Source organism: Arthrobacter sp. 05N33_2, assembly GCF_056397425.1.
In genome coordinates this window covers 1-19,511 of sequence record NZ_JBFTNJ010000063.1, presented here as the reverse complement: position 1 = coordinate 19,511, position 19,511 = coordinate 1, and the positions used below count along the sequence as shown (strand labels likewise).

Here is a 19,511-nt window from a genome sequence, read left to right as displayed (position 1 = left end):
GTCCCACACCTGGCTGCGCAACTTATCCAGAAAGCCGGTCGCGGCGTCCCTGGTGTCGAAGTCAAGGAGCACGGCCACGCTGTTCTGGTCCTCCGTATCCCTGAACAGGCGGACAGACCGGGCGCCGGAGGCGGCTCGGCCTGCGGGATCGCTGTCGAAGACCTTCTTAAAGGCCTCGTAGTCCCGGACCGGATAGCTAATCTGCAGGGTGAACATCGTCGTTCCTTTCCCTCGGGCTATGTCAGGACCACGATAGGCCGTCCAGCGTCATCCCGGTAGGGCCGGAGAGCGGCTTTGATCCGGTGCTGCGCCGCCTTCCTTACAAGCAATCCCTGGGTATCAGTTCAAGTGGGCGCCCGACAGGAGCGGGTGTTCCACGGGTCCTCTGATACCGGCGTCTTTGACCCGGTCGGTGACATTGGGCAGCACAGTCGCTACGTTGAAGACCGGACACTAGTGCCCTGGGCTCGGGCGCCGAAAGAAGGACTGAGTGGACAGTGATGCTGGTACGTGGTTTCTGAGCCGCGCCGAGCGGGGGAATTTGGCCACAGACGTACACGCGGGCGGTGCCGGATCGCCGCCGTGGTCGGAGGGCAATCTTGTGCGGCCCCTGATTCATGGCGCGACCTACTTCGCCCGGCTGCATGAGGAGTTGACGGCTCTGCAGGCCGGGGACCGCGTGTGGTTCACCGACTGGCGTGGCGACGCCGACGAGCGGCTGCTGGCGGACGGACCGTCGATCGGTGAGGTGCTCGCTGGCTTGGCCCGTGAGGGAGTGGAAGTGCGGGGCCTTGTCTGGAGATCCCATGGAGAGCGCGTGTCGGCCCCGATCAGCGGCCGATCCAATGAGCTCCTAAGCCGTCAGGTCAACGACGCGGGCGGAGAGGTGCTGCTGGATCAGCGTGTACGCCTGTTTGGCTCCCATCACCAAAAAATCTTCGTCATCCGCCGTCGTGACAACCCGTCGCGGGATGTCGCGTTCGTTGGCGGGATCGACCTTTCGCACAGCCGTCGGGACGATGCCGACCACGCGGGAGACCCGCAGGCCGTGAGTATGGATTCCCGGTACGGGAAACGACCGCCATGGCACGATGCCGCCCTCGAACTGCGTGGCCCCGTGGTCGCAGATGTCCTGGCAGTATTTGCTGAACGGTGGAACGACCCGCATCCTCTGGACCGGCGCACCCCCTACCGGATGCTGCTGCAACGTCTGGCCCGCATGCCCCGGCACCCCGAACCGCTCCCGGCCACTGCACCGCCACCGCCACCGGCGGGCAAGCACGCCGTGCAGCTGCTGCGCACCTACGGGGTGAAACGTCCCCCGTTTCCGTTCGCGCCCGACGGGGAACGCAGCATTGCCCGCGCCTACACGAAAGCCTTCGCCCGCGCCCGCTCGCTGATCTACGTCGAGGATCAGTACCTGTGGTCGAAAGAGGTCGCAGCCGGAATCGCGGAGGCCCTCGACCGGAATCCCGACCTGAACGTGATCGCCGTCGTGCCCCGTTACCCCGACGCTGACGGGCCTCTCGCAGGGCCTGCGGCCCGGATCGGGCAACTGCGTGCCATCAGCATGCTGCGTCGGGTCGCGCCCGACAGGGTCGGCGTGTTCGACCTGGAGAACCGCGCGGGAACTCCGATCTATGTCCACGCCAAGATCTGCATCATCGACGACACCTGGTTCACCTGCGGCTCAGACAACTTCAACCGCCGGTCCTGGACCAACGACAGCGAGCTCACCTGCGCCGTACTCGACACGACTGTCGACAACCGGGAGGCGCCCGGCACAGACAACAGCCGCGACACTTTCCGGCCTTTGGCCCRCGGGCTCCGGCTCCAACTCTGGGCCGAACACCTGGGCYTGGAGCAGAACGATCCCCGGCTCGTCGACCCGGCGGCCGGGCTCCAACTTTGGAACACCACCGCAGACGCACTCGACCGCTGGCATGAAGCCGGTCGCCGCTCCCCCCGACCCGCGGGACACGCGCGCCACCACACTCCAGAGCCGGTGTCGGCCCGCCAACGCCTCTGGGCCGATCCGATGAGCCGCCTCCTCATGGACCCAGACGGCCGCCCCCGCCGGCTGCGCGGCACTACCCAGTTCTAGGCAAGACGCTGCCGGCCGCGAACCAGCAGAACGCCTGAACGACTCCGGGGACTGTAGCCCCGCCACGCTGCTGCGTCTCCGCCTCAGCCTTCGTGCATCCCAGGCAGACGACGGCGAGCACCACGCCGCAGCGGCAGCCCTCCTCGACGTCGTGACTTCTGTACTCAACGGATATAACCTGACCGGCGACGATCCGGTCCAAATTGAACCGCGTTCTCCGCCTGATCGATGTGCAGAGCTTGAAGATTTCAATCTTAAGGAGGAGCTGCCGATGTCCACGCTGAGCAAGGCTGCGCCAGACGTACTCCAGCGCTACTACCGGATCCTGGCCGCCGGCATAGATGCGTTCGACCCCGACGGCGAGCTGCGCACTTTGCTCGTCGACGACCTCGAATTTGAAGGTCCGATCGCAGGGAAGCGCACAGGGGCCGCCGGATTCTGCCAAGGCGTAAAAGGCTTCATCGCCACGGTGTCGGACCTCGAGATCATCCAAGAGGTCCACGGCGCAGATGGCTCCGCGATACTCTACGACGCCCGCATGCCGGCCGGGATTGTCCGGCTCGCAGAGTTCTTCCGCTTCGACAACGGCAAGATCTCGACACTCCGGATCCACTACGATCCCGCCGACTACGTACGACAAGGCGGCCGCTGATCTTCCTCCCCGCCCGAGGCAGACGCCGCCAGCGTCGCGGAATGATTCAGTCTAAATCCGTCCGCGGCGTCGACGACAGACCCCCGGCAATTGCCCCTATGCGATGGAACAGCGCCGCCGGGGAACCACCCGGCGGACAACCACCTCGGAACTGTCACTAAGCCTGCGCCCTTGCTCTCCCCGGTCACTACGCGTATGAGAGAAGCATGGGTTCGCGACGAGATGTCCTCCGCGGTCGCGTGGCAGTCGTGACTGGCTCGACGCGCGGCCTGGGGTTGGCCATGGCCCGGTTGCTGGGGCATCAGGGTGCGACGGTGGTGCTGGCGTCCAGGTCGGACGCCGACGTCGAGGCCGCAGTCGAGCGGCTGCACGCGGAAGGGATCGTGGCATCCGGGCGTCACTGCGACACCGGTGAACTGGCCGACGTCGAGGCCCTGCGCGACGAGGCCCTTAGCCGCGGGACGCTCGACATCTGGGTCAACAACGCCGGAGCTTCCGGTGTCTTCGGGCCGACGGCCTCCACGCCGGTCGAGGACTTCACGCAAGTGGTGCGCACGAACATCCTCGGCACGTTCCACGGGTCGAGGGTGGCGTTGCCGGTGTTCATCGGCCAAGGTCGCGGCGACCTCGTCAACGTGTACGGCCACGGCGACCAGGGGCCGGTAGCGCTGCAGAACGCGTACGCGTCAAGCAAGCGTTGGGTGCGCCAATTCACCGAGACGTTGCGGGTGGAGACCAAGGGCACCGGCGTCCGGGTGCRTGGCATGAATCCGGGCCTGGTGATCACGGACATGCTGGGGCACGTCACGTCCCAGCCCGGGTACGAGCATCGGCTGGGCGGGCTGCAGGTCGTCGTCGGGCTGTGGGGGCAGACCCCTGACGACGCCGCGCGGCCGCTGCTGGACCTGGTAACGTCGGACGCCGCCGAGTTCCGGTATCTGACCAAGACGACCATGGTGACCCGCGGCGTGCGCAACGTGCTGGCCGGACGCCTCCGTCGCGCCAAGCGCATGCCCCTGGACGTCACCGTCCTGGACACGAACCGCCAGGGCTGAACGTGTCCGTGTAAAAAGCGGTTCCACAGCCACTCCCCCTCCGCTAGACCGTCCGTCAGCACCGTCCGTCAGCCCATGCGAAGACCTAGTAGGTATAGAAACCCTCGCCCGTCTCGACGCCGAGCTTGCCATGGTCGATGTAGTTGGCCTTGAGGTACCGAGCGAAGGCCTGAGATCCGGGGTCTGGCGATGAGGCGGCAATGTTGTAGGCGGTTCCCAGCCCGACGACGTCGTAGATCTGGAACGGACCGCTCGGCGCTCCGGTGGCAATGCGCCACGTCTTGTCGATCGCTTCCGGGCTGGCGACGCCTTGCAGCAGCAGGCCGGCGGCCGCGTTCAGGAGCGGGACCAGCAGGGAGTTCAGCACGTAGCCGGCCTTCTCCTTCCTGATCTCGATTGGCTCCAGCCCGCTGTTTCGCGCGAAGTCGACGACGGCGTCGAAGACTGCGGGATCGGTTTCGGCGGTGCCCATCACCTCGGCGATGTTCTGCGCCCAGATGTTGTTGGCGTAATGGATGGCGAGGAAGCGGTCGGGGCGGCCGGTGGAATCTTTGAGATCACTGGGCAGCAAAGTTGATGAGTTCGTGGCGAAGATGGTCTTGGCGGGGGCCAGATCTGCGAGCGTGCGGTAGACGTCCCGCTTCACCTCGAGCAGCTCAGGAACGGCCTCGATCACAAGGTCTGCATCGGCGACGGCGTCCCCAAGGTTGGCGGTGAGGCGGAGGTTTTCAAGAGCTGCCTCGGCTTTGCTCTCTCCGGCACCGCCGACGTTAGCCGCCCGGTAGATGCCGACAAGCCGGGCGAAGCGCGCCCGGGCCTTCTCCAGGGCGTCGCCGTCGACGTCGTAGGCGGTGACAGCGAATCCGTGGAAGGCGGCCTGATAGGCGATCTGGGAACCGAGCACTCCGGTGCCGAGCACGGTCAGGGTCTTGATCTGGTGGGGCATGCGGGTTCTTCCTTTCCACCCGGGCGCTAGGAACGGCCGGGGTTGACGGACCCATAGATACTGCGGATCCAGATGGTGGATAACACGTCCAGGGCATGGGACTCCGCGATCGCGGGAATCTCCCGGTTGAGGACGGCGGTGATCACCCGCTCGTTCATGAGATTGAGGCTTACGGCCAGGTCATGGGCGTCGATGCCGTCCGGCGCAGCCCCTCGGGCTTGCTCCGACGAGATGACATCGCTCGAGAAATCGACCCAGGACTGCATCGATTTGGACCATAGGGCGCGCACCTCGTCGTTGCGGGCCCGCACTGCAATCGCCGCGGTGGCGACGCCGCGATGCGCCACGAACACCTCAACGAACATGCCAATGGAGCGCGTCCAGGCTCCCGCGGGGTCACTTTCGAAATTTCGCGGCAACTCGCTGACACGGTGTTCCACCTCGGAGATCACCCGGTCCAGAAGGGCCAGCAGCATCTCATCCTTGGACGAGAAGTAGAAGTAGAAGGTGGGGCGCGAGATGCCGGCGCCGCGGGCCAGCTCCTCGATCGAAACGTCGTCGAAGGACCGCTCGCCAAGGAGCGCCTCGGCGGTGGTGAGGATCGCGTCCTGGCGTTCATCCCCCGAGACCCGTGCTGTACGTCTTCCACGTGGAGCCATGCGCCCATCCTAACGCGAGGTATCAACACGGTGTTGACTCTCTCGACTTTAAGTCGATAGCTTGGCGTGATGAGCGCGCACGTGGATGTGTTGATTGTCGGAGCCGGGCTGAGCGGCATAGGTTTCGCGAGCCGGCTGAAACGCGAAACACCAGGGAAGACCTTCGCGATCCTGGAGTCCCGGGGCACGGTGGGCGGCACCTGGGATCTCTTCCGATACCCGGGCGTCCGCTCCGACAGCGACATGTACACGCTCGGCTATTCCTTCCGGCCCTGGGCCGGTGCCAAGGCGATCGCCGACGGCGATTCGATCCGCGACTACATCGAGGCGACCATTGCGGACGAGGGCCTGTCTCCGCAGATCCGGCTGAACACCCGGGTGGTCTCTGCCGGCTGGTCCAGCGATACCGCGCTGTGGACGGTGACGGCCGTCCGCACATCCGAGGGCGAATTCCGGCACGGCGACCCGGGACCCGGCACCGCCGAGGCGGCCACGTTCACATGCTCTTTCCTGTCTGTGTGCTCGGGCTATTACCGCTATGACGAGGGGTTTACCCCTGCCATTGAGGGCGCCGACACCTTCGCCGGATCGATCGTCCACCCGCAGCACTGGCCGGCCGACCTCGATTACGAGGGCAAGCAGGTGGTGATCATCGGCAGCGGGGCCACCGCGGTGACACTTGTGCCGTCCATGGCGAAGTCAGCCGCGAAGGTGACGATGCTGCAGCGCTCCCCCACGTACATCGCCCCCGTGCCGTCCCGCGACCACCTGGCCGACCGCCTCCGGGGCAAGCTGCCCGCGCAACTGGCGTACGACGTCGTTCGGGTCAAGAACATTCTCTTTTCGATGTTCACGTACCAGCTCAGCCGACGGCGGCCGGAGACCATGAAAGCGATCCTGCGCAAATCGGCGGTCGCCAAGCTGCCGCAGGGCTTTGCGGTGGACACGCACCTGGCGCCGTCGTATCAGCCGTGGGACCAGCGGGTCTGCGCGATCCCCAACGGGGACCTCTACCGCGCGATCAGCGCAGGCACTGCCGACATCGTGACCGACAGGATCTCCCGGATCACGCCGGACGGGATTGACCTGGTCTCGGGCGGGTCAATCCCGGCCGACGTCATCGTCACGGCGACGGGATTGAATCTGCTGGTGATTGGCGGGATGACGCTCACCGTCGACGGCGAACCCGTGGATGTGGGCAAGACCCTGACCTACAAGGGCATGATGCTCGACGGCGTGCCCAACTTTGCGCTCACCATCGGGTACACCAATGCATCGTGGACCCTGAAGGCGGATCTGGTCGCAGGCTACGTCTGCCGGCTGCTGAAGCATCTTGACCGGCGGGGACTGCATTGGGTGGTGCCCGCGGCGCCTGCCGAAGTCGCCAACGGTGAGCTGTTCTCCCTGATTGACCTGAAGGCCGGCTACATTTTCCGCGGGGCCGATCAGCTGCCCCGGCAGGGTTCCGGTTCACCGTGGCGGCTGCACCAGAACTACTTCCGAGACTTTGCCCTCCTGAGGGCCGGCAGGTTGACCGACCGGGTCCGTTTCGGTCGGCGCGGACAACAGGTGCGGGCGTCCGGTGGGGCGCCATGTGTGCGCCAGGATCCCCTGACGCTCCCGGGAACGGGATACGTCGACGTCGCAGGCACGCGGTTGCGCTACCGGAAGACCGGCAGCGGCGACCCGGTGCTGGTCCTGCACGGGATCGGCCAGAGCCTGGAGGACTGGAACGGGCAGCACGAGCGGCTCTCGGCACGCCACGCCGTTTACAGCGTGGACCTGCCCGGATTTGCTTACTCGGAACGGCTTTCCGGGCTGGCGACGTTGGCGAAGCTGGCCGACGTCTTGCCGGCTTTCCTCGACGCCGTCGGGGTGCACGAGCCGCTCCCCGTGATGGGAAACTCGCTGGGCGGGGCCGTCGCCATGAAACTGGCCGCCGAACACCCGGACCGTGTTTCGGCGCTGGTTCTTGCGAACAGTGCCGGGTTTGGCAAGGAGGTTGCGCTGGTATTGCGCCTGCTTGCGGTCGGGCCGCTCGCGGCGTTGCTGCTGCGTCCGGATCCAGTGGCTTCGCGCCGCACCGTCCAGTCGATCTTCTACGACAAAGCACTGGTGACCGACGCCCGCGTTGACCACGCGTTCGCTTTGTCGCAGCGGGCGTCCCACCGCCAAACCCTCCTCGACGTCGCCCGCGACCTCGGAACCATCGTTGGCGTCAGGGCCGGGTGGCGGAGAGCCCTCCTCGGGGCCTTGGCGCAGTCGGAGACTCCCACGCTCGTGGTCTGGGGCGACCACGACCACATCCTCCCGTTCAGCCACCTCGAGGCGGCAGTGGCAGCGTTGCCACACGCCGAGTCGTACACGTTCTTGAAGACGGGGCACATGCCGCAGATCGAACGGCCCGACGAGTTCGCCGCGGTGGTGGAGGACTTCCTGTCACGGGTGCCGGCGGGGAGGCAGGCGGCGGCCATCTGAGGCGTGTGGGCGATCGGAAGGCATAAATAACTTGCCCTGGCTGTAATTACTGGCAGCGTCCCGGAAACTTTGTTTTCAAGCGGGACGTTCGGCCCGCCGTCATAAGAATTGGGGGCTACACAATGCATTCACATCGCGCCAGACTCTTCACTGCCGCCACCATCGCAGGTTCTTCCATCGGCCTCGCCCTTGCCGGCTGTGGGCCACAGCCAGGGGCTCCGGCCGCCGCTTCGAGCCTCGTCGTGAGTACCATGGCAGACCGCACGGCGACGTTGACTTTCCCACCTGCTTCCACTGCAGGACCGACGGCACCTGCCGCCAGGGCGGTACCGGCGTCGGAGGTTCCCGCCTCAGCGGGTAAGCACGGGTCTCCCGCGCTGAAGACCTTCACGTTCCCGGACGGACACATCTCCTTCGCCTATCCGGAGACGTGGACCGTGCGAACCGTGCACCCGCCCGCCGGCCTCCCCGGCGTTGAGGTCACCGTTGCTGACGGTGCGGGAAACGATCTGCTCTTCCTGGCCAACGGCGTCACTGCAGGGTGCACTGGCGGTCCCGTGACGCGTCACGTGTTCGATCACAAGGCAGTTTCCGGTATGACGGCGCCGGACGGCAAGAAGCCCGTCTTCGGATTCGCTGTGGAATCCTTTGGTGATGGCGATGCCTACTTCATGGGGCTAACTGATCCCCGGTCGCTGAAGGAGGGCGAGGGCGTCGCATCATGGTGCAATCTCGTCTCCACCGCCAACGGCGGACTGTTCACCCGGGTCCTTTTCGGCGACCCGGGGTTCCCGAACAGGGAGGCCGCGAAAGCCTGGATGGCGACAAACCAATACACCCAACTCAAAGCACTGCTGGTCAGCCTGAGCTACACCTGACCGACGGACCCGGCCCGGCCGCCTCACTGGCGGCCGGGCCGGACCTTTAGGTCAGGGTCCACGAACACTTCAACAGGCCGAACCAGAGCCCACGGGCAGATGGCCGCCGCAGGGTTTGGGCTCAATCCATTCCAGTCGCGCCAGATCGACCGGAGCCCAAGGCCCGGATGGCATCGTTGAAGTTCTCGCTGGCCAAATAAGGGCACGGCGCGGCCCTATCCCACTGAGCCGGACACAGGTAGCGTTCCTCTACCAGCCCACCAAACTCGGAGCCTCCGATGCCGCTCAAAGCCAGGGACCGAGAAATCCTCGTGCGGGTGCGGGTGGAGTTCGATCAACCCATCAAGCTCTCCCACGAATCCGTGGACCGGCGCCCAGATCACGCCTTGAGGTTGGGGCCGAACTGCAAGACAACGACATCTCCGCCAGCGGTCAAAACTGCGACCCGCGTACCCGAACTCCGTCAGCTGATGATAAGCCGGGTCGTGGAATTCGTCCTCGTCTACTCGATGGACCGTCTGCACCGGAATACGGCAGACGTAAGCGAATACATGTGTGCGGCGAATCTGGCGCCAGACGCGTGCCCGGATGACGTGAATCCGGAATTTCTTCGTGCCAGGCCAGGCGGCGCACTGGCACTTGACCCCGACAGACAAGCGATCCGCAAGCAGATACGATGCACTCAGCAGCCGCCGGCCGCTGGACGATACGGTGCCGGCACTGAAGTCTTGGGGGAACACAGTGAAGCGAAAAATATGGATCATCCTTGCGGCGGTGCTTGTCACTGCAGCCGCGGGTGTCTTTTTTATGCGCTCTGCTGAAGACAAGGTCACCGCCGATGTGGTCTCCCGTACTGAGCGTTTCTCCATTCCGGCAGACTGGAAGCTGGAGGAGAACGTCGCGCGGGGGGAGATGTTCCTCTGCTTCGATACCAACCCGTGCCCGAGCATCTACCGCAGGTGGAACACCGGTAAGGAAATCACTGCCGACGACCTCAAAGCTGTGGTTTCGAAAGCGGGAGTCGAGATGAAAACCGACGGGACATGCTGGAGGCGCTCCAACGACATTGGGGTCGCAACGGTCTGCAGTTCATCCGGCAATGACGGAGAGTATGACTACCTGATCAATGTCATCAGCCCCGACAAAAACGAATCCGACCTCGCTATTCTCACAGTGCGGCCCCACCAATAACCGGCAGAAAATACCCGGTGAATATATCTAGCCAATGGCTGCTGTGAGAGCATCCAGGCCGCATCCACCGCTTTTGGCCGCAGAACAAGGCGGCATTCCGTTCAGCACTATTGGGGATAACAATTGTGCGCCTAAAAACCCTGCAGATCTTACCGCTGCGGCACTCGCTGGAGTCATAGCCTCATTTCCACTCACCGCGCCTCCGGCCATGGCCGCGGACCCGGTGGCCAAAGAATGTGCAAATGTGGAAACCATCCTTGCCCGCGGTTCAGGACAACGCACTTTCGATGTCGAAGCGACCAGGTTCCTGAACCAGCTAAGGCAGGCCTGCGAAACGTAGACGCTTTTTCGAACGTGCCACGTCGTGCTCCGAGTTTGCATGGACGGACTTGTGCAAGGTTTCGCATTGGGCGCCGATGCAACAAGCCCCGCACTAAAAGACGTACGGGGTCCGCTGGGGCGATCACGGCCGAAACTAACTAGATCGGCCGACGGCCTTCGAGCTGGATGGATGTCGAGACCGGAACCGGTCAGAAGAGAGGAAGAAAGGAGAAGAGACCCGGGGAAGTGTGAGACCCGAGGCTAGTTGGCGGAAATTGCCAGAAACTAATCACCGTCATTCCGTGGTTTTCTCCAGCCTCTTACGCTGTCGGATAACTGACCTAGTTGGCGAAGACACTTGGAGACGGCGACTCCGGCCTCTAGGTAGTCAACCAAGGTCCTGTTCGTCCCTGGTTCGGAGAGTGGTTACCATTCGTCACCRATAAATGGTTCATAGACCGACCCGAAGCGCTCATGGGGCTTCTTTTTCGAAGAACAGCGCCATGACGTCGGCCGGCCAGTCCGTCGCGCGACTCGTTTCCTTGTCGACGTGGGCAACGGTCATGACGCAGCGCGACACGTTCGTTCCGCCGGAATCGACCATGGCGCACTCGATAAGCGCATCGGGCCCGCGGAACTCGCGCACGAACGACGTGATGGTGATCTCCTGATCGCCCCGAGCAGGCCGCAGAAAGTCGATCTCCATTCTCCGGACCAAGACCATGAACGGCAATGTGCCCAGCGTTTCCAAGTCCCAACCGACGTAGTCCCGCAGGCCCTCCATCCGGTGATCTGCGTAATAGGTCGCGTATTCCCCCGTGCTCACGTGGTTGTAGGGGTCGAGCTCGGAGAACTTGACCCGGTGCGTGCTCTTGTAAACAATCGGTACCTTCGCCATTCAGCGCCCCTTAGCTTGCCACAATACTGCTCCGCGAAGCCGCAAGCAGCCGATCCGCCCCGCGGTTCAGGAGCCCGTATCCTCGTCTGAGGAGCCGCCCCTTCGGCCCCACGAGCCGAAAAGTGTGGGGCGGGCGGGACCGGCAGGCGACCGCACCCGACGGACGGCCACCACGGCACATGCCCCAATCAGCACGCCGATGAACACGAGGGAAAGACCGACGGTGAACCAACCGCCATGCCCAAAAACCATCATCACAACGCCCGCCAGGGACAGGCCCTTCGCCGCGACGTCCAGATACAACGGGCCCCTCTGGTTCTCCATGCAACTAGGGTAGACCCGTCACACTCCACCAGCGCCGCCCGGCTATAGAGGCTTTGCGACGCCGCCAATTAGGCCCTCCTCGAGCCGGACGGGAACCCGTAGCGGACGGCGGAGTAGGACCGGCGCGCCACCGGCCTGAGCGGTGAGCGCCTGAAGGGTGTGCTTTGCCCATGAAGCGGAAATGTTGGGGTCGCGTCCCGCAAAAATGGGCCCGCACGCGTATGGCGTGCGGGGCCGTCCAGGTTTCAATGAGCACAACAGGAGCGAGCGATGCGCTGCCTGCACTCCAAACGTCCGCTGGAACCGACTCCCTGCGCAGTCGTCATCAAGCCAAGAGCCGCTGAGAGCGCACAAAGCGGGCCCTGCACGATTTGCCGTGCAAGGCCCGCTTTAGTGGTAGCTATTTGGAAGACTTCCAACAAGACGATGCGTCTCTTACAAATAGGGTGCCATTCTTCCAACTAGGTCGACATCTCACATGAGACTAGAAGTCCCAGTCGTCATCCTCAGTATTGACAGCCTTGCCAATCACGTACGACGAACCCGAACCCGAGAAGAAGTCGTGGTTCTCGTCAGCGTTCGGCGACAGGGCCGAGAGGATCGCCGGGTTCACGTCGGTGACCGAGGCCGGGAACATGGCCTCGTAGCCCAGGTTCATCAGGGCCTTGTTGGCGTTGTAGTGCAGGAACTTCTTGACGTCCTCGGCCAGGCCGACGGAGTCGTAGAGGTCGTGCGTGTACTGGACCTCGTTCTCGTACAGCTCGAAGAGCAGCTCGAAGGTGTAGTCCTTGATTTCCTGCCGGCGCTCCTCGGAGACCTTCTCCAGGCCCTTCTGGAACTTGTAGCCGATGTAGTAGCCGTGGACGGCCTCATCGCGGATGATCAGGCGGATCAGGTCGGCCGTGTTCGTCAGCTTGGCCCGTGAGGACCAGTACATCGGCAGGTAGAAGCCCGAGTAGAACAGGAAGCTCTCCAGCAGCGTGGAGGCCACCTTGCGCTTGAGGGGGTCGTCGCCCTGGTAGTAGTCCATGACGATCTGGGCCTTCTTCTGAAGGTTCTCGTTCTCGGTGGACCAGCGGAACGCCTCGTCGATCTCCTTGGTGGAAGCCAGCGTGGAGAAGATGGAGGAGTAGCTCTTGGCGTGCACGGACTCCATGAACGCGATGTTCGTGTAGACAGCCTCTTCGTGCGGGGTGAGTGCGTCCGGAATCAGCGAGACAGCCCCGACGGTGCCCTGGATGGTGTCCAGCAGGGTCAGGCCCGTGAACACGCGCATGGTGAGCTGCTGCTCGTCCGGGGTCAGCGTCGCCCACGACTGCACGTCGTTGGACAGCGGCACCTTCTCCGGCAGCCAGAAGTTGTTGACCAGGCGGTTCCAGACATCCACGTCCTTGTCGTCCTGGATGCGGTTCCAGTTGATCGCCTCGACGTGGCTAAGCAGCTTGACCTTTTCGGTCATGTCATCCCCTAAAGGTTGGGTTTAGTTCTTAGTTAAAGCGTACGACGGCGGGCGGGCGCCCGCCGTCGTACTGTCACGATTTAGTTGAAGCTACAACATGCAGCTGACGCAGCCCTCTACCTCGGTCCCTTCCAGCGCGAGCTGGCGGAGACGGATGTAGTAGATGGTCTTGATGCCCTTCTTCCAGGCATAGATCTGGGCCTTGTTGATGTCGCGCGTGGTGGCCGTGTCCTTGAAGAACAGCGTCAGTGACAGGCCCTGGTCCACGTGCTGCGTGGCGGCGGCGTAGGTGTCGATGACCTTGTCGTAGCCGATCTCGTACGCGTCCTGGTAGTACTCCAGGTTGTCGTTCGTCAGGTACGGCGCCGGGTAGTACACGCGGCCCAGCTTGCCTTCCTTGCGGATCTCGATCTTGGACGCCACCGGGTGGATCGAGGAGGTGGAGTTGTTGATGTAGGAGATCGAGCCGGTAGGCGGAACGGCCTGCAGGTTCTGGTTGTAGATGCCGTGCTCCATGACGGAGGCCTTCAGCTCGCGCCAGTCATCCTGGGTGGGGATGTGGATGTTCTTGAACAGCTCGGCGACCTTCTCGGTCTGCGGGACCCATTCCTGCTCGGTGTACTTGTCGAAGAACTCGCCGGAGGCGTACTTGGACTTCTCGAAGCCGCCGAATGTCTGGCCGGTCTGGATGGCCAGCAGGTTGGAGGCGCGGACCGCGTGGAACACCACCGAGTAGAAGTAGATGTTGGTGAAGTCCAGGCCCTCTTCGGAACCATAGTGGACCCGCTCGCGGGCCAGGTAGCCGTGCAGGTTCATCTGGCCGAGGCCGATCGCGTGGCTCTGGTCGTTACCGCGGGCAATCGAGGGCACCGAGGTGATGTTGGACATGTCCGAGACAGCCGAGAGGGACCGGATGGCCGTCTCGATGGTCAGGCCGAAGTCCGGCGAGTCCATGGTCTTGGCGATGTTCAGCGAACCCAGGTTGCAGGAGATGTCCTTGCCGGTCTGGTCGTAGGACAGGTCATCGTGGTACGTGGTGGGCTGGGAGACCTGGAGGATCTCCGAGCACAGGTTGGACATGATGATCTTGCCGTCGATCGGGTTTTCCCGGTTCACGGTGTCCTCGAACATGATGTACGGGTAGCCGGATTCGAACTGGATCTCGGCGAGGGTCTGGAAGAACTCGCGCGCCTTGATCTTGGTCTTCTTGATCCGGGAATCGTCCACCATCTCGTAGTACTTCTCGGTGACCGAGACGTCGGAGAACGGCATGCCGTAGACCTTTTCGACGTCGTACGGGGAGAACAGGTACATGTCCTCGTCCCGCTTGGCGAGCTCGAAGGTGATGTCCGGGATGACGACGCCGAGCGAGAGGGTCTTGATGCGGATCTTCTCGTCCGCGTTCTCGCGCTTGGTGTCCAGGAAGCGGTAGATGTCCGGGTGGTGCGCGTGCAGGTACACCGCACCGGCACCCTGGCGGGCACCGAGCTGGTTGGCGTAGGAGAAGCTGTCCTCGAGGAGCTTCATCACGGGGATGACACCGGAGGACTGGTTCTCGATCTGCTTGATCGGCGCGCCGACCTCGCGGATGTTGGTCAGCGCGAAGGCGACGCCGCCGCCGCGCTTGGAGAGCTGCAGGGCGGAGTTGATGGACCGGCCGATCGACTCCATGTTGTCTTCGATGCGGAGCAGGAAGCAGGAGACCAGCTCGCCGCGCTGGCGCTTGCCGGCATTCAGGAACGTCGGGGTGGCCGGCTGGAAGCGGCCTTCGATGATCTCGTCCACCATCTGGGTGGCGAGCTTCTCGTCGCCGCGGGCCAGGTGCAGGGCCACCATGCAGACGCGGTCCTCATAGCGCTCCAGGAAGCGCTTTCCGTCGAACGTCTTCAGCGTGTAGGAGGTGTAGAACTTGAACGCGCCGAGGAAGGTCTCGAAGCGGAACTTCTTCTTGTATGCGCGGTTGTAGAGCTCGCGGATGAAGTTCATCGTGTACTGGTCGAGGGTTTCGCGCTCGTAGTACTCGTTCTTGACGAGGTAGTCGAGCTTTTCCTCGAGGTCGTGGAAGAACACGGTGTTGTTGTTCACGTGCTGCAGGAAGTACTGGTGCGCGGCCTCGCGGTCGGCCTCGAACTGGATTTCCCCGTTGGGGCCGTAGAGGTTCAGCATGGCGTTCAGCTCGTGGTAGCCCAGGCCCTTGTAGGCGGCCGGCATCTCGTGCTTCTTCTCAACAGCGGCGGCGGCGGTGCCGGTGCCCGTGTGCAGGCCTGCGCCTTCAGTTACTGCTTTGTCTGCGACAGTCGTGTCCAAAACTCTTCCAATCCTTGTTGTACGCGGTTGACGTCTTCCGGCGTCCCCATGAGTTCGAAGCGATATAGGTGCGGGACCTTGCACTTGGCGGCGATGATGTCCCCTGCCATGCAGTAGTTGTCCCCGAAATTGGTGTTTCCTGCGCCGATCACTCCGCGGATCAGCTTCCGGTTGCCCGGATCGTTCAAAAACCTGATGACCTGCTTTGGAACAGATCCCTCTCCCCCGGTGCCCCCATAGGTCGGGAGCAACAAAACGTAGGGCTCCCGGGCCACCAGCGGAGCGTCCCTCGGGTAAAGGGGGATCCTGGCGGCGTCGACGCCCAGCTTCGCAACGAAGCGTGCGGTGTTTTCGGAGGTGGAGGAAAAGTAGATGAGCCGGCAGTGGGTGGTGGTGGCCGGTGCTGCTGTGCTGACCGCTTCCCCGCCGTCAGCCGTGGCAGCCACCCGATCTTCAGTTGTTACAGCCACGGTGGTCACCTCATCTACCGTGAATTCTTCCCTGGTAGCGGCGTCCTGGGCTTTTCAGGCGACAGGGCGTTTCAGGCTACAGCGACGGCGGCAGCCTGCGCCAGTTCTTCGATCTTGTCCGGGCGGAAACCKGACCAGTGGTCCTGGTCGGTGACGACAACGGGGGCCTGCATGTAGCCCAGGGACTTCAGGCGCTCAAGGGCTTCCGCGTCCTGGGAAATGTCGACGCTCTGGTAGGCGATGCCCTTCTTGTCCAGCGCGCGGTAGGTCGCGTTGCACTGAACGCAGGCCGGCTTCGTGTAAACCGTAACGGTCATGGTCCTGTCCCCTTTGTTGAAGTCTTCTGTGGAGCGCAATCCCGGCTCCGGATGTCCCGCGCTGATGCTCTGCTGGAACTGTATGTCGATACTACATGTAGTGCAAGMGCCTCAKSKGGACCCCAAGATGATGTATTACAAGTATGTCATTTAACCCACCTTTAATCCACAGGAGGGGGCCCTCCAAATGTCCGGATTTCCGCCATTTTGGTGGACGAAATCCACACCCTGTGGAGTAGTTAGCCACATTAATCACGCCCGCGTGTCGCACCGCAGACGGCGTGTCGCGCGCCGCCGCGGGGACCCGGATTGGTGGCGCCGGCCACTACATCTGGTGTCCGGGCACACGAAAGAGGCGGGCACCGTGGTGCCCGCCTCAAGCGATTCGTGATTGTTCTAACACCGGGGCTAGGAGGCGGAGTCAAGCACGATCTGCTGCACGTCGAGGTAGCCCGTTTCAAACCCGGCCCGGGAGTAGCAGAGGTAGAACAGCCACATCCGCTGGAAGACCGCGTCGAAGCCCATGGCCCCCACCTCGTCCTCGCGGGCCATGAACCGCTCTTCCCAGAGCCGCAGCGTCTGAGCGTAATGCTCACCCATGGCGAGGCGTTCGCGGACGCGCAGTCCGGTCTGCTTCGCCGTGATGTCCTCGATGGCCCGGACGGACGGAATGACCCCGCCCGGGAAGATGTACTTGTGCACCCAGGTGTAGCTGGTGCGGGTGGCCATGAGCCGGTCGTGGGCGATCGTGATGGCTTGGATGGCCACCTTGCCGCCCGGGGCCAGGACCCGCTCGATGGTCTGGAAGTAGGTGGCCCAGTATTCGAAGCCGACGGCCTCGATCATTTCGACCGAGACGACGGCGTCGTACTCGCCCTCCACAGCGCGGTAGTCCTTGAGCTCGATCGTGACGGCGTCGGCGTAGCCGGCCTCGGCCACGCGCTGGCGGGCCAGTTCCTGCTGCTCGCTGGAGAGCGTCACGGAGTAGACGGTGGCGCCGCGGGCGGCGGCGCGCAGGGCAAGCTCTCCCCAGCCGGTGCCGATTTCCAGGACCCGGGTGCCTTCCTTCACACCGGCCTTGTCCAGCAGCCGGTCAATCTTGGCCCGCTGCGCTGCGGCCAGCCCGTCCCAGGCCACGTTCCGCAGGGCGTCGCCGCTTTCCGAGAAGAGGGCGCTGGAGTACGTCATGGTGCTGTCCAGGAACGAGGCGAAGAGCTCGTTGGAGAGGTCGTAGTGCCGGGAGATGTTGGAGCGGGTGTTCTTCTCCGTGTTCCGTTCCCTGCGCGGCTGGCGCGGCAGGTACAGGCCGCGCAGCTTCTGCAGCGGCTCGGGAACGAGCGTGCCGACGCGGGAGGCAAACACCTCCATGACGGCGGTGAGGTCATCGGCGTCCCAGTCGCCGGCCATGAAGGACTCGCCCAGGCCGATCAGGCCGCCGTCGCCGAGGCGGGTGGCGAAGGCAACGGGTCGGTTGATGGTCATGACGGGATAGCCGGCGGCAGCCTGGTCAGAGGCGGTGCCGGCGGGTACCCGGTCGGAGGGAGCCGTGCCCAGTGCTGCTTTGCCCAATACTGTGCCGTCCGGGTACCGGACTTCCAGCGGCAGCCTGCGCACGGCCGCCTTGAAGATGGCGTCCGCAGCGCGTCCGGCCACACGGGCCTTGAGGCTCGAGGGCACCGTGGCGATGCTGGGCCAGATGGCGGCATCGATGGTGGCGGGAGGCTGGGGAACGGTGTACGGCACCCTGCTGGTGACGAGCCCGCTGTCGACGGCGCTGCCGGCAACTGCGCTGCCGTTTACTGCGTTGCTGTGAGTGGTGCCCTGTGCCCGTCCCGTACCGGATCCGGTCGCTTCGGTCATTGTCACTGAACTGCCTCCTGTGAAGGGTGGTGTGGTTTTTTGATGATGGGCAGGCGGCGCGCCCACAGTTTGATGCCCTGCCAGCGGATCTGCGCCGCGACACGCAGCGGGGCCGCGGGTACGGCGAGCGCCGCGGACACGATGTTCCGCACGTTTGCTTGGTGCCGGACGCCGTCCATGGTGGCGATGAAGGGCTGCTGTCCCTCCCGTTCCAGGACGATCGATACGGCGAGCCGTTCGCCGGGTTCGGGGAGCTTCATGCGGTACTCGCCGTCGACGTCRTTGAACGGCGAGACGTAGAACGCCTTCGGGACGCTCGCCCTGCCCGTGGCGTCGGTTTCGAGGAGGTAGCAGTGCCGCTCCCCGTACGTGTTGTGGACCTCGGCGACGACGCAGCGCAACTCACCGGAGGCACTATGGCACCAGAACACGCTCAGCGGGTTGAACACGTGCCCGAACACCCGGGCGCTGGCAAGCATGGTGATGCGCCCGCCGTCGGGCTTTATCCCCTGGGTGGCAAGGTAGTTTTCCACGTTGCCGCGCAGGGTGCCGTCCGGATCACCGAGGTGGTCCTCCACCCGGAATCCCGCCAGCGGCCGCAGCAGGCGCGGCAGCTGCGGGAGATGGTCGACGTCGACATACCAGCTGTAGCTGCGGTAGGTAAACGCGTTGCGCAGCGGAGTCCGCCGCACATGGGCGATGGCAGTGCGGTAGATGGCCGCGCCGTGGAGGCCGGCCGGATGGATGGTGGCCGGCGCGCTCATGGCACCTCCACCGCGGCCGGCGGAACTGCGGCCGGCTGGACTGCGGGCGGCGCGAGGTCCGGGTCCACGGCCACCGTGCCGATGTTAACGGGAAGCGGGTCCCAGTCGCGGCCGAGCCGGGCGGCCGCCTTGAGGCCGGACAGGGCGCCGTCCTCGTGGAATCCCCAGCCGTGGTACGCGCCGGCGAAAGCCAGCCGCCCGTCGCCGAGTCCGAGGATCCGCTGCTGCGCCGCCAGCGACTCCGGGGTGTACTGCGGGTGCTCGTAGACCATCCGGTCCAGGACCGTGGCGTCGTCGATCAGCTCGGATTCGCCGAGGCTGACGATGTACCGGCCGCCGTCGACGGGTTCCAGCCGTTGCAGCCGGGTCATGTCGTAGCTGACCAGGACCTTGTCCGGCCGGGCGTCGCAGGACGGAAGCCGGTAGTTCCAAGAGGCCTGGGCGTTGGGGCTGGCCGGCAGCACGGCCTCGTCCCGGTGGAAGAGCGTCTGGTTCACCGAATACGGCATGCCGCCAAGGGCGGCCCTCTCGGCCGCCGAGGCGTCGGTGAGCATGCGCAGGGCCTGCGCCGGGTGGGTGGCGATGACGACGGCGTCAAAGGTCTCGCGCACGGTCCCGGCACCGAGCGCGGACGTGACGTCGACGCCGTCGGCGTGCCGGTGCACCGTGGTGACCGGGCTGGCGAGCCGGATGTCCGGCAGGGTCGCGGCGACCTTGTTGACGTAGCTGCGCGAGCCGCCGGTGACGGTCCGCCATTGCGGGGAGCCCTTGACGCCGAGCAGGCCGTGGTGGCCCAGGAAGGTGAACAGGTAGCGGGCCGGGTAGGCC

At 64.3% G+C, this 19,511-nt stretch carries 18 protein-coding genes; 6 read left to right on the top strand and 12 right to left on the bottom strand.

Annotated features, from left to right (window positions below; genetic code table 11):
- Positions 1-216: hypothetical protein (locus AC1DHX_RS17390; protein ID WP_476900286.1), on the bottom strand; the 216-nt coding region annotated here is incomplete at its 3' end.
- 385 nt (positions 217-601) lie between these two features.
- Here AC1DHX_RS17390 and AC1DHX_RS17385 point away from each other — a divergent pair.
- From AC1DHX_RS17385 to AC1DHX_RS17375, 3 genes are all read left to right on the top strand, one after another.
- Positions 602-2,104: a phospholipase D family protein gene (locus AC1DHX_RS17385; protein WP_476900285.1), complete on the top strand. Its 1,503-nt coding sequence runs from the start codon at positions 602-604 to the stop codon at positions 2,102-2,104.
- A 271-nt stretch (positions 2,105-2,375) separates the two neighbouring features.
- Positions 2,376-2,756, top strand: coding sequence for a nuclear transport factor 2 family protein (locus AC1DHX_RS17380; RefSeq protein ID WP_476858343.1), 381 nt, complete (start codon positions 2,376-2,378; stop codon positions 2,754-2,756).
- A gap of 248 nt (positions 2,757-3,004) precedes the next feature.
- Entirely contained in the window at positions 3,005-3,811 is an 807-nt protein-coding gene (locus AC1DHX_RS17375) for an SDR family NAD(P)-dependent oxidoreductase (protein WP_476900284.1), read from the top strand.
- An 85-nt stretch (positions 3,812-3,896) separates the two neighbouring features.
- On the opposite strand, the gene AC1DHX_RS17370 is transcribed toward AC1DHX_RS17375, so the two are convergent.
- Both AC1DHX_RS17370 and AC1DHX_RS17365 read right to left on the bottom strand, forming a co-directional pair.
- Positions 3,897-4,757: a 3-hydroxyacyl-CoA dehydrogenase gene (locus tag AC1DHX_RS17370; RefSeq protein ID WP_476858341.1), complete on the bottom strand. Its 861-nt coding sequence runs from the start codon at positions 4,755-4,757 to the stop codon at positions 3,897-3,899.
- A 26-nt stretch (positions 4,758-4,783) separates the two neighbouring features.
- Entirely contained in the window at positions 4,784-5,416 is a 633-nt protein-coding gene (locus tag AC1DHX_RS17365) for a TetR/AcrR family transcriptional regulator (protein WP_476858340.1), read from the bottom strand.
- A 69-nt stretch (positions 5,417-5,485) separates the two neighbouring features.
- Here AC1DHX_RS17365 and AC1DHX_RS17360 point away from each other — a divergent pair, with 69 nt between their 5' ends.
- The 3 genes from AC1DHX_RS17360 (at position 5,486) to AC1DHX_RS17350 (ending at position 9,963) form a co-directional block, all read left to right on the top strand.
- Complete coding sequence (locus AC1DHX_RS17360; RefSeq protein ID WP_476858339.1) at positions 5,486-7,894, top strand: alpha/beta fold hydrolase; 2,409 nt, start codon at positions 5,486-5,488, stop codon at positions 7,892-7,894.
- A 242-nt stretch (positions 7,895-8,136) separates the two neighbouring features.
- Positions 8,137-8,772, top strand: a complete 636-nt coding sequence (locus AC1DHX_RS17355; RefSeq protein WP_476858338.1) for a hypothetical protein — start codon at positions 8,137-8,139, stop codon at positions 8,770-8,772.
- Between the two features lie 639 nt (positions 8,773-9,411).
- A complete protein-coding gene (locus AC1DHX_RS17350; RefSeq protein ID WP_476858337.1) occupies positions 9,412-9,963 on the top strand; it encodes a hypothetical protein in 552 nt (183 codons plus the stop codon).
- 793 nt (positions 9,964-10,756) lie between these two features.
- Here AC1DHX_RS17350 and AC1DHX_RS17345 read toward each other — a convergent pair.
- From AC1DHX_RS17345 to AC1DHX_RS17305, 9 genes are all read right to left on the bottom strand, one after another.
- Positions 10,757-11,182 (bottom strand): acyl-CoA thioesterase, encoded by a 426-nt coding sequence (locus tag AC1DHX_RS17345; protein WP_476858336.1) that lies wholly within the window; start codon positions 11,180-11,182, stop codon positions 10,757-10,759.
- Positions 11,183-11,248: 66 nt separating this feature from the next.
- On the bottom strand, positions 11,249-11,506 hold the full coding sequence (locus AC1DHX_RS17340; RefSeq protein ID WP_476850104.1) for a hypothetical protein: 258 nt from the start codon (positions 11,504-11,506) through the stop codon (positions 11,249-11,251).
- A gap of 484 nt (positions 11,507-11,990) precedes the next feature.
- Positions 11,991-12,965 (bottom strand): class 1b ribonucleoside-diphosphate reductase subunit beta, encoded by a 975-nt coding sequence (nrdF, locus tag AC1DHX_RS17335; RefSeq protein WP_223916933.1) that lies wholly within the window; start codon positions 12,963-12,965, stop codon positions 11,991-11,993.
- A gap of 90 nt (positions 12,966-13,055) precedes the next feature.
- Complete coding sequence (nrdE, locus tag AC1DHX_RS17330) at positions 13,056-15,176, bottom strand: class 1b ribonucleoside-diphosphate reductase subunit alpha (protein WP_476858754.1); 2,121 nt, start codon at positions 15,174-15,176, stop codon at positions 13,056-13,058.
- Positions 15,177-15,241: 65 nt separating this feature from the next.
- Positions 15,242-15,646 (bottom strand): class Ib ribonucleoside-diphosphate reductase assembly flavoprotein NrdI, encoded by a 405-nt coding sequence (gene nrdI, locus AC1DHX_RS17325; protein WP_223916943.1) that lies wholly within the window; start codon positions 15,644-15,646, stop codon positions 15,242-15,244.
- Positions 15,647-15,813: 167 nt separating this feature from the next.
- Positions 15,814-16,059, bottom strand: a complete 246-nt coding sequence (nrdH, locus tag AC1DHX_RS17320) for a glutaredoxin-like protein NrdH (protein WP_018773329.1) — start codon at positions 16,057-16,059, stop codon at positions 15,814-15,816.
- Positions 16,060-16,467: 408 nt separating this feature from the next.
- Positions 16,468-17,925 carry a class I SAM-dependent methyltransferase gene (locus AC1DHX_RS17315; protein ID WP_476858335.1) on the bottom strand — a complete coding sequence of 486 codons (1,458 nt, stop codon included), beginning with the start codon at positions 17,923-17,925 and terminating at the stop codon, positions 16,468-16,470.
- Complete coding sequence (locus AC1DHX_RS17310; protein WP_476858334.1) at positions 17,922-18,683, bottom strand: DUF1365 domain-containing protein; 762 nt, start codon at positions 18,681-18,683, stop codon at positions 17,922-17,924. Before AC1DHX_RS17310 ends, AC1DHX_RS17315 begins: the two co-directional genes overlap by 4 nt.
- Positions 18,680-19,511 (bottom strand): FAD-dependent oxidoreductase (locus AC1DHX_RS17305; protein ID WP_476900283.1); only part of this gene is annotated, 832 nt, incomplete at its 5' end. The genes AC1DHX_RS17305 and AC1DHX_RS17310, both read right to left, overlap by 4 nt.

Bases quoted from the DNA above. Each gene is read 5' to 3' on its own strand.
- AC1DHX_RS17340 (WP_476850104.1), bottom strand. From the start codon at position 11,506: ATGGAGAACCAGAGGGGCCCGTTGTATCTGGACGTCGCGGCGAAGGGC.
- nrdF (WP_223916933.1), bottom strand. From the start codon at position 12,965: ATGACCGAAAAGGTCAAGCTGCTTAGCCACGTCGAGGCGATCAACTGG.
- AC1DHX_RS17345 (WP_476858336.1), bottom strand. From the start codon at position 11,182: ATGGCGAAGGTACCGATTGTTTACAAGAGCACGCACCGGGTCAAGTTC.
- AC1DHX_RS17365 (WP_476858340.1), bottom strand. From the start codon at position 5,416: ATGGCTCCACGTGGAAGACGTACAGCACGGGTCTCGGGGGATGAACGC.
- AC1DHX_RS17380 (WP_476858343.1), top strand. From the start codon at position 2,376: ATGTCCACGCTGAGCAAGGCTGCGCCAGACGTACTCCAGCGCTACTAC.
- nrdE (WP_476858754.1), bottom strand. From the start codon at position 15,176: ATGCCGGCCGCCTACAAGGGCCTGGGCTACCACGAGCTGAACGCCATG.
- AC1DHX_RS17360 (WP_476858339.1), top strand. From the start codon at position 5,486: ATGAGCGCGCACGTGGATGTGTTGATTGTCGGAGCCGGGCTGAGCGGC.
- AC1DHX_RS17370 (WP_476858341.1), bottom strand. From the start codon at position 4,757: ATGCCCCACCAGATCAAGACCCTGACCGTGCTCGGCACCGGAGTGCTC.